The organism is Exiguobacterium sp. KRL4 (assembly GCF_001870785.1).
In the GTDB taxonomy this organism is placed as follows: domain Bacteria; phylum Bacillota; class Bacilli; order Exiguobacteriales; family Exiguobacteriaceae; genus Exiguobacterium_A.
The window spans coordinates 266,701-283,447 of the sequence record NZ_MOLV01000004.1 but is presented as its reverse complement, the minus strand read 5'-3'; the positions used below and the strand labels follow the sequence as shown (position 1 = coordinate 283,447).

21 protein-coding genes are annotated in these 16,747 nt (G+C 46.7%); 1 reads left to right on the top strand and 20 read right to left on the bottom strand.

Going from position 1 to position 16,747, the window contains the following annotated elements:
* Positions 1-134 precede the first annotated feature (134 nt).
* Positions 135-1,022, top strand: a complete 888-nt coding sequence (locus tag BLD48_RS03795) for a YitT family protein (RefSeq protein ID WP_071499004.1) — start codon at positions 135-137, stop codon at positions 1,020-1,022.
* A 62-nt stretch (positions 1,023-1,084) separates the two neighbouring features.
* Here the strand turns inward: BLD48_RS03795 and BLD48_RS03790 are convergent, their stop codons facing one another.
* The 20 genes from BLD48_RS03790 to BLD48_RS03695 form a co-directional block, all read right to left on the bottom strand.
* Positions 1,085-1,765, bottom strand: coding sequence for a zinc metallopeptidase (locus tag BLD48_RS03790; RefSeq protein WP_071499003.1), 681 nt, complete (start codon positions 1,763-1,765; stop codon positions 1,085-1,087).
* Positions 1,766-1,811: 46 nt separating this feature from the next.
* The gene (locus tag BLD48_RS03785; protein ID WP_071499002.1) at positions 1,812-2,411 is read right to left on the bottom strand and encodes a DUF1405 domain-containing protein; all 600 of its coding nucleotides are present in this window, start codon (positions 2,409-2,411) and stop codon (positions 1,812-1,814) included.
* A 55-nt stretch (positions 2,412-2,466) separates the two neighbouring features.
* Positions 2,467-3,258, bottom strand: a complete 792-nt coding sequence (locus BLD48_RS03780; RefSeq protein WP_071499001.1) for a menaquinol-cytochrome c reductase cytochrome b/c subunit — start codon at positions 3,256-3,258, stop codon at positions 2,467-2,469.
* Positions 3,259-3,298: 40 nt separating this feature from the next.
* A complete protein-coding gene (qcrB, locus tag BLD48_RS03775) occupies positions 3,299-3,970 on the bottom strand; it encodes a menaquinol-cytochrome c reductase cytochrome b subunit (protein WP_012370658.1) in 672 nt (223 codons plus the stop codon).
* Between the two features lie 3 nt (positions 3,971-3,973).
* Positions 3,974-4,480, bottom strand: a complete 507-nt coding sequence (locus tag BLD48_RS03770; RefSeq protein ID WP_012370659.1) for a ubiquinol-cytochrome c reductase iron-sulfur subunit — start codon at positions 4,478-4,480, stop codon at positions 3,974-3,976.
* A gap of 104 nt (positions 4,481-4,584) precedes the next feature.
* Positions 4,585-5,025, bottom strand: coding sequence for a DUF2487 family protein (locus tag BLD48_RS03765; RefSeq protein ID WP_014970602.1), 441 nt, complete (start codon positions 5,023-5,025; stop codon positions 4,585-4,587).
* Positions 5,026-5,229: 204 nt separating this feature from the next.
* Complete coding sequence (locus BLD48_RS03760) at positions 5,230-5,757, bottom strand: ReoY family proteolytic degradation factor (protein ID WP_071499000.1); 528 nt, start codon at positions 5,755-5,757, stop codon at positions 5,230-5,232.
* A gap of 28 nt (positions 5,758-5,785) precedes the next feature.
* Positions 5,786-7,057, bottom strand: coding sequence for a tetratricopeptide repeat protein (locus tag BLD48_RS03755; RefSeq protein ID WP_236629933.1), 1,272 nt, complete (start codon positions 7,055-7,057; stop codon positions 5,786-5,788).
* A 34-nt stretch (positions 7,058-7,091) separates the two neighbouring features.
* Complete coding sequence (gene aroA, locus BLD48_RS03750; protein ID WP_071498999.1) at positions 7,092-8,345, bottom strand: 3-phosphoshikimate 1-carboxyvinyltransferase; 1,254 nt, start codon at positions 8,343-8,345, stop codon at positions 7,092-7,094.
* A complete protein-coding gene (aroB, locus tag BLD48_RS03745) occupies positions 8,336-9,391 on the bottom strand; it encodes a 3-dehydroquinate synthase (RefSeq protein ID WP_071498998.1) in 1,056 nt (351 codons plus the stop codon). The genes aroA and aroB overlap by 10 nt, the downstream gene beginning before the upstream one ends.
* Entirely contained in the window at positions 9,388-10,542 is a 1,155-nt protein-coding gene (aroC, locus tag BLD48_RS03740; protein WP_071498997.1) for a chorismate synthase, read from the bottom strand. Before aroC ends, aroB begins: the two co-directional genes overlap by 4 nt.
* 21 nt (positions 10,543-10,563) lie before the next feature.
* On the bottom strand, positions 10,564-11,337 hold the full coding sequence (locus tag BLD48_RS03735) for a CheR family methyltransferase (RefSeq protein WP_071498996.1): 774 nt from the start codon (positions 11,335-11,337) through the stop codon (positions 10,564-10,566).
* Between the two features lie 139 nt (positions 11,338-11,476).
* Positions 11,477-11,893, bottom strand: coding sequence for a nucleoside-diphosphate kinase (gene ndk / locus BLD48_RS03730; protein ID WP_071498995.1), 417 nt, complete (start codon positions 11,891-11,893; stop codon positions 11,477-11,479).
* Positions 11,894-11,986: 93 nt separating this feature from the next.
* Positions 11,987-12,949, bottom strand: a complete 963-nt coding sequence (locus tag BLD48_RS03725; RefSeq protein ID WP_034773934.1) for a polyprenyl synthetase family protein — start codon at positions 12,947-12,949, stop codon at positions 11,987-11,989.
* Between the two features lies 1 nt (position 12,950).
* Entirely contained in the window at positions 12,951-13,658 is a 708-nt protein-coding gene (locus tag BLD48_RS03720) for a demethylmenaquinone methyltransferase (protein ID WP_014970611.1), read from the bottom strand.
* 22 nt (positions 13,659-13,680) lie between these two features.
* Positions 13,681-14,259: a heptaprenyl diphosphate synthase component 1 gene (locus BLD48_RS03715; protein WP_071498994.1), complete on the bottom strand. Its 579-nt coding sequence runs from the start codon at positions 14,257-14,259 to the stop codon at positions 13,681-13,683.
* Between the two features lie 142 nt (positions 14,260-14,401).
* Positions 14,402-14,674, bottom strand: a complete 273-nt coding sequence (locus BLD48_RS03710; RefSeq protein ID WP_012370671.1) for an HU family DNA-binding protein — start codon at positions 14,672-14,674, stop codon at positions 14,402-14,404.
* Positions 14,675-14,759: 85 nt separating this feature from the next.
* The gene (locus tag BLD48_RS03705; protein ID WP_071498993.1) at positions 14,760-15,494 is read right to left on the bottom strand and encodes a hypothetical protein; all 735 of its coding nucleotides are present in this window, start codon (positions 15,492-15,494) and stop codon (positions 14,760-14,762) included.
* Positions 15,491-15,697 (bottom strand): DUF2768 domain-containing protein, encoded by a 207-nt coding sequence (locus BLD48_RS03700; RefSeq protein ID WP_236629931.1) that lies wholly within the window; start codon positions 15,695-15,697, stop codon positions 15,491-15,493. Before BLD48_RS03700 ends, BLD48_RS03705 begins: the two co-directional genes overlap by 4 nt.
* 9 nt (positions 15,698-15,706) lie before the next feature.
* Positions 15,707-16,732, bottom strand: coding sequence for an NAD(P)H-dependent glycerol-3-phosphate dehydrogenase (locus BLD48_RS03695; protein ID WP_071498992.1), 1,026 nt, complete (start codon positions 16,730-16,732; stop codon positions 15,707-15,709).
* Between the last annotated feature and the right edge of the window lie 15 nt (positions 16,733-16,747).

The window sequence follows — 16,747 nt, the reverse complement described above, 5'->3', positions numbered from 1 at the left end:
CTGCTCATTGTAATCAAATTAGCGACTAAAAACTACATCGACCACTTTTCGAGTGATTTTCGTGAGAAAGACTAGTCTTTTTTGAATTCTGCCGTTACCCTAGAGAAAGAGTCATGTCAGAGAGGAGCAAACAGATGGCACCCCCATTCCAGTTTCCGATTCGAATTCAAAATATCATTTGGATTTTAATCGGATCATTTATTTTTGCCTTTGGTATTTATCATTTTAACGTTCAAAACGAGTTGGCTGAAGGAGGCTTTACCGGAATTACCTTGATTTTAAAAGGGTTGTTCGGATTTTCTCCTTCCATCACCAACCTGGTCTTGAACATTCCGCTTTTCTTCGTCAGCTATAAGCTGCTTGGTCGGACGACGTTCATCTATACGTTGATCGGCACCTTCAGCTTTTCGATTTGGTATGGCTTGATCGCGAAGTATTCACCGCTTGAGATTTTATTGAAGGATGACATGGTACTTGCTGCCTTATTCGCCGGCGTCTTCATCGGTGTTGGTCTCGGTATCATCTTCAACAACGGTGGCACGACCGGTGGCGTCGATATCATCGCCCGCCTGACGAAACGCTATTTTGGTTGGTCGATCGGAAGAACGTTTATGGTCTTCGACTTTTTTGTCATCATTGCCTCTTTAACGTATCTCGACTACAAACAGGCGATGTACACGTTACTCGCCGTTTACGTCGGGGCGCGTGTCATCGATTGGATGCAAGAAGGTACGTATGCCGGAAAAGCGGCGATGATCATCAGCGATCACCGGACAGAGATTGCAGACGGTATTCACGCAACGATGAACCGGGGAACGACCCGCCTAATCGCAAAAGGTGGTTACTCGGGACGGGACTTGGAAGTGCTCTACGTCGTCGTTGCCCGTAATGAAATCACGCGACTAAAAACACTCGTCAAGTCCGTCGATCAACACGCCTTCATCACCTTACATGACGTTTATGAGGTCACGGGAGAAGGATTTACGTTTGACGAAAATCGAATCCCAATCAAAGAAACGTGACACGTTGTTGTGTCCACAACAAAAAAACGAGGAATCCGAAAGGACTCCTCGTTTTTTTCTATTTAGTCATCACTAGACGGTGCAAAGACGAGCAATGCGAGTCGGACGAATTCAGCTACGGCAACGAGTGTCGCTGCAACATACGTCCAAGCAGCTGCGTTCAATACGCGACGTGAACCACGTTCTTCCTCTGCATCAATGATCCCGTGTTCCGTCAACTGGGCCATCGCCCGGTTTGAGGCATCAAACTCGACGGGTAACGTCACGAGTTGGAAGATGACCGCTCCAAGCATCAAGATGACACCGAGCATCGCAAAACCGGTGATACCGGCAAACAAACCAATCAGCAATAACGGAAACGATAGGTTCGATGTGATCGAAGCGACTGGTGCAATCCGGTGACGGACACGCATCATCCCGTAATCCGTTGCATCTTGAATGACATGACCGATTTCGTGTGCAGCAATCGAAACAGCTGACACCGTTGAACCGTAATAGACATCTTCCGAAAGACGAACGACTTTATTCGTCGGATCGTAATGATCGGACATCGTTCCGCCAATCGGCTCGAGCCGGACATCCGTAATTCCATTTTGTTTCATGATGAAATCAGCGACTTGCGCCCCTGTCACCCCACTATGAATCGGCACTTGTTGATATTTTTTGTACGTTTTTCTGACACGCATCTGAGCCCAAATCGGCACGATGATGATGATGGCCAAATAAATCAGATAGTTCGCCATATGGCATCTGCTCCTTCACAAAAAAGATTATATTCTTATTTTATGTTCAAGCGAACTTATTGTCAATCGAATCGCGTGCGACAAACCAATATCCCATCAAAAGACATAATCCAGTCAGCCAAAACGATCCGTACCCGATCCACTGGATGTGTTCAGCAAGTGCCGGATAACGCGGCCATTGTCCTAGTACATAATCGACGACATCGTTATGAAGGACCCAAATAGCGACTAGTACAAGCTCTTTTGTCCGAAACGCCATCACAGGGGCATATAAAACAGCTTGGAATGCCATTGCCCCGTGTGAAACCATCAGCATCAATGCCATTGCCGTTAAATAGGAATCACTCGTTCCCAGTTCGCGTAACATCAACGCGTTCATGATGACCGCCCAGACGCCATACTTGATGAGCGTCACGAAAGCGAGGGCTTCAAATAACCGCGAACGCCGATTGAAAATCCAAAGGAAAACGATGATTGTAAAAAAGAGCGAAGCTGTCGGGCTGTCGGGAATAAACGGATAGTAGTACCATTTCGACAGCGCCAGTTGCGGTTGATACCAATAATAACCATACAGGGTACCCGCGAGATTGATTAACGCGAGTGGCCACAAAACAGCTTTATGCTTCAAAATGTGTAAAAAGGGCATCTGACTTCACCTCGTGATAGACAAAAACCGGAGGAAAATTCCCCCGGCTGTCATTTTATTTATTGTTTTCTCCGCCTTCACCGTAAGAAGCGATGAATTTGGCGAGTTCTTTACGGTCTGCATCTGAACCTTTGTACTGTCCAGCAGGCATCGCTCCGACCCCTTTGTCTGCAATCTCATAAATTTCTTCTTCTGTCTTTTTCGTACCGACGAGGGCAGGAGCAGCTGCTCCACCTTCGAGGTTTTTCCCGTGACAGTTGACACATGATTGGTTCGAATAAATCTCAAACCCTTTTGCTGCTGTATCGATTTTAGGACCTTCGTTCATCGTCAACTCACCTTGTTTATGGATTGTATCCCAGTGCGTTGTTTGAACAGATTCCCAAGTCAAGAAAATAATTGAGACAATTCCAAGTAACATCATGCTGACTGCAACTGGACGTTTCGCTGGGCGACGCTCAATGCCTTGGTCTAACCATGGTGCTACGAGTAAGGCCGTAAAGGCAAGACCCGGAAGAATGACCGTTCCCATCAAGATGTATGGACCGGCAGCAAATTGGTATTTCAAGAGCTGATAGAGGAATAGGAAGTACCAGTCCGGAAGTGGAATGTACGACGTATTCGTCGGGTCAGCAATATTTTGAAGTGGTGCCGCTTCAACGATTGTCAGAGTCATGAAGCCAATCAAGAAGACCGCTCCAACCATCCATTCGCGAAGTAAGAAGTTTGGCCAGAACGCTTCCGTCCGACCTGGATACTCTGAATAGTCTTTTGACTTATTCGGCATCCGGTTGTTGATCGACACCCGTGAATCGGTGACGAATTTCATTCCTTTACCACGATGCATCGTGTTCTCCCCCTTTTAGTTGTCTAAAGTAATTGTCGGTTTAAAGTGGTCCAGAGATCCCTTGTTTGCGGATCATCATGAAGTGGGCCCCGAGCAAGACGAACAATGCTGCAGGAAGGAAGAAGACGTGAATCGCAAAGAATCGAGCAATTGTACTCGCTCCGACGATTTCTCCACCCGCAAGGAGTGTTTTCGCGATACCACCGATGACCGGAATACTCTCAGCAATCTGAATGGTAACTTTCGTCGCGAATAAGGCTTTCATGTCCCATGGCAACAGATATCCTGTCAGGCCAAGCGCTAAGACAACGAAGAACAACAGAACGCCGACGACCCAGTTCAATTCACGTGGTTTTTTGTAAGAACCTGTGAAGAAGACGCGTAATGTATGTAGGAACAACATTACGATAACGACAGATGCGCCCCAGTGGTGCATACCACGAACGATTTGACCATGGGCGACTTCATTTTGAAGATAATAAACAGACGCGTGTGCGTTGATGATATCTGGTACATAATACATCGTCAAAAACATTCCCGAAAGAATCTGAATGACAATCGTAAAGAATGTCAGCCCGCCAAAACAATAAACGAATGCTGAAAAGTTATGAGCCGGGTTAACGTGTTCTGGTACTTCATGATCGGCGATATCTCGCCACAGCGGAGTAATATCTACCCGCTCATCGATCCAATCATAGATTTTTTGCATCATCGCTTACGCACCTCTTTCGACTGGTTTACCTAGGTAGAGGAAACCATCTTTCTCTTGCATTTCATATCCGTCAAGCGGTTTCGTCGGAGGCGTTCCTGGAACGTTAACGCCATCTTTCGTATACCGGCCGAAATGACATGGGCAATAGAATTGTTCGGGGTGCGTTGGATCAGATCCAAAACTTACTTGGCAACCTAAGTGTTTACAAATCGGTGATAATGCTAAAATCTCACCTTTATCGTTTTTAAACACCCAAGCAGACAACGTTTCTTCAAACTCATACCACGCATCCTGTGTTTGTTTCTTAAAGTCGACCCGTTTTGGTTCTGTCGTGATGTCCGACAACTTCATTACTTTTACTTTATCGCCTGCTCCTGATTTTTTCAGGACTGGATCAACTGCGAAGTTGACCATCGGCATAACCATCGTCGCCGCCATAAAGCCGCCGACTCCAGTCAATGTATACGTCAAGAACTGACGACGTGTTACGTTAGACCCGTTTTGAGCCATCTCGATCCCCCCTCGTGATGTACGCTGTGCCCCAAGACCACAGTACTTCACACAAATTTCTCACATGGTAATAGTATCTTAATAAAATCATTGCGTCAACCGCTTCATAGCGCGGTCCAACGGTTTCCTAACTGCTCGAGGACTTGCCCGACAAAATTCCCGACCATCTGACCTTGTTGATCGCGACTCATCGTCTCAAGCGATAAACGCGGGACATAAATGATGTCCTCGACCGATGTCTCTTTCCACCGTAAATCGGCGGTAATGAACGTCACAAATCGAAATTGTTCAGAAGACGCTGCTTGCTCCCAACTGCTGAGCTGTTCAATGGATGGGTCACCGATATAGGTCATCGGTGGTACGAGCATCGCCCGACCGGACAATTGTCGTTCGACTTCCGTCGCCACCGTCATCGTCATATCTGCACATTCTGCAAAAGCATGCATCGCTTCGTCAAATCCGACAGGTATCAATGGGACAATCAACGTATCGATATACGCTTGTTCGTTTCTCGTCCTTTGAACATCGGATGGTTTGAAACGCAAGTCATTTCCCCCCTTTCCTGTTCACTTACAATTCGTCACATTTAATGTATCATATCCGCATTTATAACTGCCCGCCTAATGTGAACGTTTTATGAAATTACCTACGATTTTTCTTCATATTTTGTCCTTACTTTCACTTTCCGAAAAAAGCCCCCCTTCTGTTGAACAGGAGGGGGCACGACCATCATATTTCTACTTCTTGACTTACAACTGGCTGCGAATCAGACGCAACTCGTCCGAAAGAGATTGAAACCGATTTTTATCTCGCGCATCAAGTGCCTCATCAATCAATCGGACAAGACGTTCTTCTTCTTGGCGATTGACGGTCGCAGCAATAAAATTCATCGCCGCGTCTGCCAATTTGGGTTCAACGGCCACTTCTGGTCGGAATGGATTTTCTTCCAACAAGGACAGGTACTCATCATCCATCATCATGCCTTGGAAGTTTAATTCGATATAGACGTCTTCATCCGTCAACCGGATGTCGTGATACGCTTTTTCGGGATCCGTTGTTTTGACTTCACCTTTTTTAAACAGAAAAGGGTCGGCGTCAAATCCATATGTCGTGATGATCATCGCTTTTGGCGCAAACATGGCATTTTGAACGAAATGAACACGATCCAGCTTCGACTCATTGCGAAGCCAATAATCAATGATCCATTTCGATTCCCGACGTTTCAACGTATAATAGGTCAAGATGCGGCGCAAGAAACGCTGCTTTCTCTCTGTCATCTCAATCCTACTCCCTTCTCCAGTGAAGTCATCCATCCATTCGTTCGACATAATCGACTAAATCTGCGTCTTCCGGCGTCAGACTTGCCGCGCGTCGTAATAAGGAGTGCCCTTCTTCACGACGGCCTTCCTCGACTAATGCGTAGCCATATTCCTTTAAGAATAAAGCGTCATCCGCAAAAGCAGACTCGACTTGAGCATATTTTTCCATCGCTTGTGTATACTCTTCTAACGCATACAGGGAACGGGCACGATACCATGTCAGAATTGGTGCTGTGACATGTTCTTCGATCGCCGAAATCGTCTCGAGCGTCGCTTCGTGATCTTCATCCTCGGCCAGTAACGCCAGTAACCGTTCAGCGGCGAGCAAGGATTCTGGATTCAGGGCAAGTGCCTCGCGTAACGCTTTGACACTCCCTTCCCGGTCACCGAGTTTCAGCAGGAATAGTGCTTCCATCGTCCGTAATTCATCATTGTAGTCATCCCGTTCGATGCCTTGTTTGATGACATTCAAGGCTTCTTTCGTCAAACCAAGTTCCGACTGGCTTTCTGCATAGGGAACATACGCCGAGGTGTAATCTGGATCTTGGGCGATCAGCTGTTGGAACGTCTCGACTGCTTTTTGATGTTGACCGACTCGGTGGGCCGTCATCGCCAGACCAAATAACGTATGCAAGTCCGAGCGTTCCGCGACGGCACGTTCATAAAGCGGAATCGCCTCTTCGAATTCTCCAATCATCGCCAATGACTCTGCGTAGAGCGCATCAAGCGGCAATTCTTCACGTAGGACGGGATCTGCCGCAATCTCAGCGAATAAGGGAACGGCCTGATCAAACGCACCGAGTGTCATATATAATTCGGCTAACCCGTAGGCGAGCAATGGTTCGTCCGGCGCAAGCGTCCGGGCTTCCTTCAGTTTAGCAAGTGCCACTTCGTCTAACCCTTGCGATTGGTACAAATCAGCTAACAAGACCAATGTCCGTGGTCCGTTTTCGATGTCACTCGTATCCACTTGCTCTAACACGGTGATGGCTTCTTCCTCACGGTCGAGATCGATGTAACATTCAGCGAGCAACAAGGCAACGCCGGCATTTCCTGAATAGTCGACATACAGGGGCGCGAGTATGTCAACCGCACGATCGGATAGACCAAGCTCGATATAGAGATCGGCTACTGCCAGTCGGTCTTCATCCGTACCTGTTTTCTCGAGTTGTTCGAGCGCTGCTAGCGCTTCTGACGTGTGACCATGTTCTAGGCTTTCGACTATCTGTTTTAATAGGTCTTCGTTCAAGGCAAACACCTCACTTTCTTCTATTTCACTGTGCCTGTCGAACTTACAGGTTCGCCTGCTGTAGTGTCTTTAAATCATCATAGAACGTTGGGTAACTGACTTCAACTACTTCATTCCCGAGCACTTGAATTTCCGGCTGTAATGTCGAAGCAATCGTCAACATCATGGCCAAACGATGATCGCCGGCGCTGTCGACCGTCGCACCGATTAGAGGGGTCGGTCCATCAATGATCATCCCGTCTGCCGTCGCTTCGATTCGGGCTCCGAGTTTTTTTAAGGCCGACACGACGGTCTCGATCCGGTCCGTTTCCTTGACTCGTAATTCCGCGGCATCCCGGATGATCGTTTTCCCATCCGCTTGTGTCGCAAGTAAGGCAAGCAACGGAATTTCGTCGATCAATGACGGAATCTGTTCCCCTTCAATCGAAATGGCTTGTAGGGACGTTGTCCTCAGTGTCACGTCTGCCGTTTCTTCTCCCGTTGACTCTTGACGATTCGTGATCTCAACACTTGCCCCCATCTGGCGTAATACTTGTAAAAAACCGATCCGGGTCGGATTCATTAACACGTGTTCAGTCGTGATCGCACTGTCCTGTCCAAGGACAGCCGCTGTCCACCAGAACGCTGCCGATGACGGATCACCCGGAATGTCAAGCGTCGTCGCCTGCAGACGAATCGGTCCTTGCAAGCGAATCTGCCGACCTCGTTCCTGCTCTTGAATCGTCACCTCAGCACCAAACTTCGGCAACATCCGCTCCGTATGATCACGTGAGAGAACCGGTTCAATGACCGTCGTCTCACCCGTCGCAAACAAACCGGCGAGAAGTACCGCACTTTTCACTTGTGCACTAGCGACCGGTAAAGTGTACGTCGTACCAACCAGACGTCGACCCGCTATCATTAACGGGGCATATGTTCCGTCAATCTTTGCTCCAAGTGTCGTGAGCGGGACGGTGACGCGGTCCATCGGTCGTTTTTTCAGGGAGTCATCCCCCGTCAAGGTATAACTCTCCTGTCCACCAGCTAAGATACCGCTTAACAAACGAATCGTCGTTCCTGAATTTCCGCAATCAATCGTCGCGGCATTTAAATGATTCGTTCCAGTGATGTGAATCCCATCACTCGATCGCTCGACTTGAGCACCAAGCGCTTCGACCGCAGCAAGTGATGCTAGACAATCTGCTCCAAGCAGTGCATTGGAAATCACTGTCGTACCGTCAGCAATTCCTCCCATCAAAAAAGCGCGATGGGTCATCGATTTATCTCCGGGTACTCGTACTGTTCCTCTTAATCCCACTGTAAACACCTCACCGTTTGATCATATGCCTTACACAGACGTTCTTCATCAATCTCTTCTAATTTAAATTCACCTTGTCGTTGTACTACAAAACGAATCGACGCATTATTTTTTTTATCCCGTTTCATCAAATCCAAGTAGACCTGAAAAGCGTGCCGTTCTGGCAATGTCACATCTAGTCGTTTAATCAAGCTAACAATCCGCTTCGCTTGGTCCAGGTTTCCTTCTAAAAAAGAAACGAACACCAAGCCGATTCCGACTGCCTCACCATGTGATAAACCAGGACTGGCATATTCGACGGCGTGTCCAAACGTATGTCCATAATTTAAAAAAGCCCGGACACCACTTTCCTGTTCGTCCTGTTCGACGATCCGTTGTTTAACCGCAATCCCCGCTGCAATCGAGTCAGCTAACGGCAATTGTTTTATACCTGTCAAATCGAGTTCCAATAAATCGTGAGCAAACGTCGGACGTGCGAGTAGACCGTGTTTGAGCAATTCAAAAAAACCGCTTCTCCATTCGCGGTCAGATAAGGTGCGTAAAAAAGTTATATCATATAAAACGGCAGATGGTTGATAAAACGCTCCTACTAGGTTCTTACCCCAACGTAAGTTTAATCCAACCTTTCCGCCGACACTTGAATCATGGGCAAGCAACGTCGTCGGGATTTGAATGAACGGTACACCTCGCAAAAACGTCGCGGCGACAAAACCGGCTAAATCACCAATCATCCCTCCTCCGACAGCAAGCACCACCGTTTTCCGCGTCGCCCCTTGCTCAATGCCGTCTTCTAATACACTTTGATAGACGGCGAGTGACTTACTCGCTTCTCCCGGTTCTACTCGACTGATCAACCGGTTCTTGTTGAAACAGTGATCGAGTTGTGCACATACCGTCGCCAAATGGAACGCGGCGACCGTCTGGTCAGTGATGATCCAAAACTGATCCGCTTGTTGTGCTTCAGGTACTTCCATCAGCCGTTTCACCGCGTCCGGTTCAATGTAGACGGTATAAGGACGACTTGCCTGAATATGGAGTTGCGTCAAAAGAGACGCACCTCCTCCTTGTACGCAGCAACACTATCTTTCAGACGATCCAGTGTCGAGCTCCCGAACATCTCAAGAATCGACGCCGCCACTTCAAAGGCGACGACCGCCTCGATGACTACGGAAGCGGCTGGAACCGCACAGGCATCGCTTCGTTCAATCTGTGCGACGAATGGTTCTTTTGTTTCAATATCAACGGACTGTAACGGACGATACAAGGTCGGGATCGGTTTCATCGCCACTTGAACACGGATCGGCATTCCGGTCGACATGCCTCCTTCGATCCCACCAAGATGATTCGTTTTACGGTAGTAACCGGTCTCATCATGTAAGATTTCGTCTTGTACCGTACTTCCTTTTCGGCGAGCAAGATCAAATCCATCTCCAAACCCAACTGCCTTCATCGCATTGACACTGATGACCGCACGCGCAATCCGGCTATCTAACTTCGTTTCATTTTGTGTAAAGGAACCAATTCCGGGAACAAGACCCGTCACGACGGCTTCGATTTCCCCGCCTAGCGTATCCCCATCTTGTTTCGCTTGATCGATGGCCCGCATCATCTTTTCTGACGCCACTTCATCCGCACAACGCACAAGAGAGGCTTCGATCGTTTCGCGGTGTTCCATCGGATTCACACGAGCGGCATCTACACCACCGATTGAGCGGACGTGTGAGAAGACATCCACGCCGAGTTGAGCGAGCAATTGTTTCGCGATCGCACCCACGGCAACGCGGGCCGCTGTCTCTCGAGCAGACGACCGTTCCAGGACGTCACGCAAGTCCCGATGACCATACTTCAACCCCCCAACTAAATCGGCATGCCCCGGTCGTGGACGGGTCAGTGTACGAGGGCGTTCTAGTTCTTCTTCCAACGGTTCAGCCTGCATGACTTGCGTCCAGTGCGTATGATCCTTGTTTTCGATGAACAGGCTGATCGGTGCGCCTGTCGTATAGCCATGACGAATTCCACCGCGGACATCGACCGCATCTTGTTCGATCTGCATCCGTCGTCCGCGACCGTATCCACCTTGACGCCGTTTCATCTCCCGTTGTATTTGTTCGAAATCGATTGTTAAACCAGAAGGGACACCTTCAATGATGACAGATAAGCCTTTACCATGTGATTCTCCTGCAGTCATATAACGCATATGTTCCATCCCTTCGTCCTATTAAATTTTTTCGTAGAAGAAGCTTTGTTTCATTTTAAGACCAAATCGTTCCGGTTGAAAGATTTGTTCTGTTCCACCAACAAACAAAATCCCACCTGGCTTCAATGCTTGGACAAAGGAACGGTATACATGGGCTTTCGCTTCTTCCGTAAAATAAATCAAGACATTCCGGCAAATGATCAAATCAAAGCCATTGTCATAACGATCACCTAACAAGTTATGTTTACTAAAACGAACAAGTCGTTTGATCTCAGGAACAACTTCGAATTGTTGCTCTTGTTCGATGAAGTAGCGTTTTTTTCTGGCCTCTTCGACTTCGTTTAAGGCAGATGCCCCGTAACGTCCTTGTTTCGCTTTTTCTAGTACAAGATCGTCCAAGTCCGTCGCCTGGATCGTAAACTGTGCCGGATCCATCTTTTCATTTAAAATCATCGCTAGTGAATATGGTTCTTCACCTGTCGAACAGGCGGCACTCCACGTTCGAATCCGGCCGTGTGCGCGTGCTTGCAGGACAGGTAAGATATCTTGTTCTAACTGTTGCCAACGAATCGGATTCCGGAAAAATTCACTGACGTTGATGGTCATCCGATCCAAAAACTCTTCGTACAAGTTCGTATCTTTCTCCATCGCTTGCATGTAAGAAGCAAATGTACTATGTCCTTTTTTATCGCGTAATGCTGTTAATCGTCGTTTCATCTGTGCTTCTTTATATTGTCCTAAATCAATTCCCGATTTTTTTAAGAAACGTTGGATAAAAAGCTCATAGTCCTGCATAATCCACCTCACAAATCCTCTCTCTGTTTAGGACGACTTCACAGTAGACCCAATCTTATTTTCTATTTTAGCATAAAGCCATTTCCTTTCCAAAAAACAAAAAAAACGATTGAGCAACTGCTCAATCGTCTTGCCGGTATCATACGTTTAAAGGTTGTCCTTGAAACCAGAGGCTCAGTTCGCGCTCCGCACTTTCAACGCTATCTGAACCGTGAATGACGTTTTCACTCATCGTGTTTGCGAAATCACCCCGAATGGTTCCAGGTAACGCTTCCGTTGGTTTCGTTTTACCGATCATCATCCGTGAAACTGTCACAACATCCGCTCCTTCGACACGAAGGGCGACGACTGGACCAGATATCAAGAAAGTGACCAACTCTCCGAAAAATGGTTTTTCTGCATGTTCCGCATAATGCGCTTGTGCTAATTCTTCTGTTGCCTGCATCATTTTCATTTCACGAATCACAAATCCTTTACGTTCGATCCGAGCGATGATTTCCCCAATCAATCCCCGTTCGACGCCATCTGGTTTTACCATTAAAAACGTTTGCTCCATTACTAGTTCCCCCTATGAAATACGAATAAAAAAGCGCTTACATAGTAAGTTTACTGCGTAATTGGAATGGCGGCAAGAAATTTTTTACAATTTTCAGCCTTTTCGTTTCCCGACATAACGGGCAACCTCTTCAAGCGACCGTTTGGCTGAAGATTTCGGAAGGTGATTCAAACGTTGAATCGCGCGTCGAATATACAAGTCAACGGTTTGTTGCGTCCGTTCCAGCGCATCTGAATGTTGCAGCCTCTCCAGTAATGGAGCAACTTCTTGATGGGTTGGCATCGATCGGATTTTTTGTAGTTCTTGAAAAAACGCCGGATCTTCTGATGCATAAAAAACGGGTAACGTTTTGTGACCGTGCCGTAAATCTTCTGCAACCGGCTTTCCTAGTTCGGTCCGCTTGGCTGTAAAATCCAGTAAGTCATCTGCAATTTGAAAAGCTAGACCGATGTCTCGCCCGAATTGCCGCAACGCCTTTGTATCTTCCGCAGAACAGTTGGCTACAATCGCTCCAAGATGACAGCTTGCTTCGATCAGAATCGCCGTTTTCCGCTCAATTCGTTTGATGTATCGTTTGATTGATTGTTCCCAATCATACTGATCATAAATCTGTTCGATTTCGCCTTCACAGATTTCACGCATCGCATGGACCATTACTTGAACGAGTTCCGGTTTCCCGACTTCTCCAATCAATTTGACAGCCTCACCAAACAAAAAGTTTCCAGAATAAAGGGCTACTTCTTCATCAAAGTGTTGCATGACGGTTGGTTTGCCACGTCTAAGTTCTGCATCATCGATCACATCATCATGAACGAGCGATGCCATATGAATCAACTCTAGGCTTGCTGCGACTCGAACGAGTTCATCTCGATCCGCCTGCCCGAACTTCGAAGCCAATAAGACGAATGCTGGTCGAATCCGTTTCCCACCGGCTTGAAGTAATTGCTGGCCTGCCGCATCGATCGTCGGATCATCCGACGCAATATGACTGACTAAAAATTGATCGACTAGATTCACTTCTTTTGTTACATCTCGGTAAATTGAGTGCAGTGACATGTCACCACTTCTTTCCGAGGTGCATCGCAGCCGCCCCACCTGCAAATGCTTTGACTTCAACCTGCATGAAACCGGCCTGTTCAAACAATTGTTTTAGTTCAACGCGGTCCAAGAACACTTCTGTTGATTCCTGCAACCAGTTGTATTGATCATACGACTTCGCGAACAAACGACCGACTTGCGGCATGATTTTACCGAAATAAAGCGAATAGGCTTCTTTGAACAACGGTGCCGTTGGCTGACTTGTCTCCAGGCAAACAACGGTTCCACCTGGTTTTAACACCCGGTGCATCTCTTGAATGACTTGAAGATAATCAGGCACGTTCCGTAAACCAAACCCGATTGTCACGTAATCAAAGGAATGATCTCCAAAAGGAAGCTCCATCGCATTCCCATGTAACAATTCGACATTTTTCATACCTAACGCTTCTACTTTTTCGACGCCTACTTTTAACATATTCTCGGAGAAATCAAGTCCTTTGATGACGCCAGTCGGTCCTGCTGCTTTAGCGAGTTGGATTGTCCAATCCGCAGTTCCGCAACATAGATCAAGACACTTCGCACCTGGGAACACATTCATCCGACGCATCGTCTCTTTTCTCCATACTTTATGCAGGCGAAAACTGATGATCGAGTTCATTTGATCATAATTCGTTGAAATCGACTGAAATACTTCGTATACTTTTTTCTCTTTTTCTTGTGTCTGCACGCAGTTCACCCTTTCAAAGATATTACGCTACTGCCATCTGTTCTAAATGTGATAATAGTAGTTGTTGGGCACTAGGATTCAATACCTGTGCCCGCTGGCGAATCAATCGTTGTCCGTGTTCCGTTAACCAGTCTCTCCCGCTGATCGTCGCCAAACCTTGAACCAGTCCAAATTCTGCCGTCAACCAAAGCAAGACGTATTCTTCGGTCGAGACATAGTTTTCCTCATGAAGGGCACATTTCGCTTCATTAACACGCTGAACCGTCCGTCCGAGTGAAACCAGTGCAGTTTGAGGAAGGGATGCTAACTCCTCAAAAAAGTAGCTTGAGAACAGATCACCTGCTAAAACAAGCAATTGCCGTTCTTTGGAGCCTCTTTTTGTTTCCCCTACACGTTCATGTAACAACAAGGCGACTTGCGCATGGTGAACGCCTTTAACAAGCGCTTGCCAGACCAACGTCTCATTCTGGGCGACATCGATCAACCAACTGATCTGTTCACGATCGATGGAAGGGAAATCCACATGTTGAGCCAGTTGTGTTGTTTGTTTTGTAGTGAGTGCAGTGATCATTTCTTCCACGAGCAGCTCTTGATGATTCATGCTTTTACCCCCCGATCTCCAGTGCCATCTCGTTGATGGATGTTCTTCTTTTTTAATATACCATAATCAACCCGTTTTCTCGTCTCTCAATGTCCACAAAAAAAGCCGTTCGGGGAATTCCCCGAACGACTATGTAGCCGAATTACTTCACCGCATCTTTCAATGCTTTACCTGGTTTGAAAGCAGGTACTTTGCTTGCTGGAATTTCGATATCTTCTTTTGTACGTGGGTTGCGACCTTTACGAGCTGCGCGTTCACGGACTTCGAAGTTACCAAAGCCAATCAATTGGACTTTTTCTCCAGACTGAAGTGTCTCAGTAATCGATTCGAATGTTGATTCGACAACTTTCGTCACGTCTTTTTTAGTTAGACCTGATTTTTCGACGACTGCTTGAATGAGTTCAGTTTTGTTCATTACGTTCACCCCCTCCCAATCACTTCTTCGAGGCTAATCATACCTTATAAACGTTGATATTACAACATTTTCATAAGAATCCCCATCAATTTTCTGATTCTTCGATCGATTCTTCAGAAAACACAGGTTCGCCTTTTTCGTTAATGGTATAACTTTGAGAGTATGCAGGAACAAAAGGTTGCTCATCATAGAGTAAATGACGAATATCTTGGCCTACTTCCGGCTTTTTCTTCGCTGTTTCAAGCGCTTTTTCTAATTCAGGCAAATAGTTGATGAACAGTTGACCTTGCCCATCGACGTAAATCGATAGTTGCTCATCAGAATACGGGCTCGGCACTTTCGGTTCTTCTTTAATAAACAATTTTTTATAATCAAGTGTAAACTGATTTTTCCCAATTGATCCTTTAAATGGATATTTTTCGTTTTTCTTGCGGTACGTGTCAATCCGGACCTGCAGTTTTTGAAGTTCTTCGGCAACAAGCAAATCCATCAGTTTGACAGTCGGTTTTGTATCGACATCCACTAATAGATAAATGAACGTTCCGCCTCCTTCAAAACTGTTTGGTGGCGGATCACTCATATAGCGTGGAATGAGTCGACCGAGTTCGATCTGATATCGTTCCATCAAAGGGGTATTTGCCTCTCGTGTTTTGATCGGCAACACACCTGTATCTTTTTGGTACGCTTCCACCGCTTCTTGGACCATCCGGATTTGTTCCGGATACGGGACACGATTGGACGGTTTTTGGCTATCTGGAAACAAACAACCAGACAGTAACATCACCGGGATGAGCATCAAGACAATCGTTATTTTTTTCATGCGCTTGGTCCTGCCATAACGATAAAGACCATGATGATTGATGCGATGATAAAACATAGGACCGCGACCGTCGACATCAGAAACTGCCAAAAACCAGTCAACTTCGTCCGGCTGATCGTAACCAGTAAGACACTGATCGCAAATAGACCGATACCGGCAAATGAAATCCACATTTTTAATAAACCTGGACTCAAGGTTTCCACCCCACTCCGTTAATCTTTCATCGTAAACAGATGTTCAATCTCATTTTTTTGTGGACGACGCATCAATTTCTGTACTTCTTCTGCCGGAGTATGTCCGTCAAACAAGACATGATAAAGTGCCGTCGTAATCGGTAGCTCACACTGTTTCGTTTCTGCTAAGTCATAGGCTGCCTGTGTCGCACGGACACCTTCAACGACCATCCCCATGTTTTCAAGGACGGTTTCGAGTTTCTCCCCACGACCAATCGCATTTCCCGCCCGCCAGTTTCGACTATGGACGGAAGTACACGTGACAATCAAGTCACCCATTCCAGTCAGACCGGTGAACGTCATCGGATTGGCACCAAATAAGGTACCCAGTCGGGCGATTTCCACCATACCACGTGTAATCAACGCGGCTTTTGCATTATCACCGTATCCAAGACCGTCTGCCATTCCTGCTGCTAAGGCAATGATGTTTTTAAAGGCACCACCGAGTTCTGCTCCGATGATATCTGCATTCAAATACACACGGAAATTTTCATTCATGAACAATTCCTGCACACGCCCGGCTTCTTCCATATCTGTTGAAGCAACAGTTACAGTCGTCGGTTTTCGTAATGCCACTTCCTCCGCATGCGAAGGACCGGTCAACACACAGATTGCCGAACGTTTTGATGGATCAATTTCTTGTTCCATCAACTCGGACAACCGTAAATGGGTTTTCGGTTCAATTCCTTTTGAGGCATGGATCAGAACGACGGGATCCGTCAATAATTCGTTTAACTGACGCGATACAGAACGGATTGCAGAAGACGGTGTCACAACTAAAATATGTGAGACACCTGTCACTGCTTCTTGTAAAACCGTTGTGGCCCGAAGTGATTTTGGCAATGTCACACCCGGTAAGAACTGCGTATTTTCATGATTTTGATTAATGGCATCAACATTTTTTTGATCCCGGCCATACAGGACGACCTCATGACCGTTATCTGCTAAAACGAGCGAAAGAGCAGTTCCCCAACTCCCGGCTCCAATGACTGCGATTTTTTTCATCATGATTCACCTTGT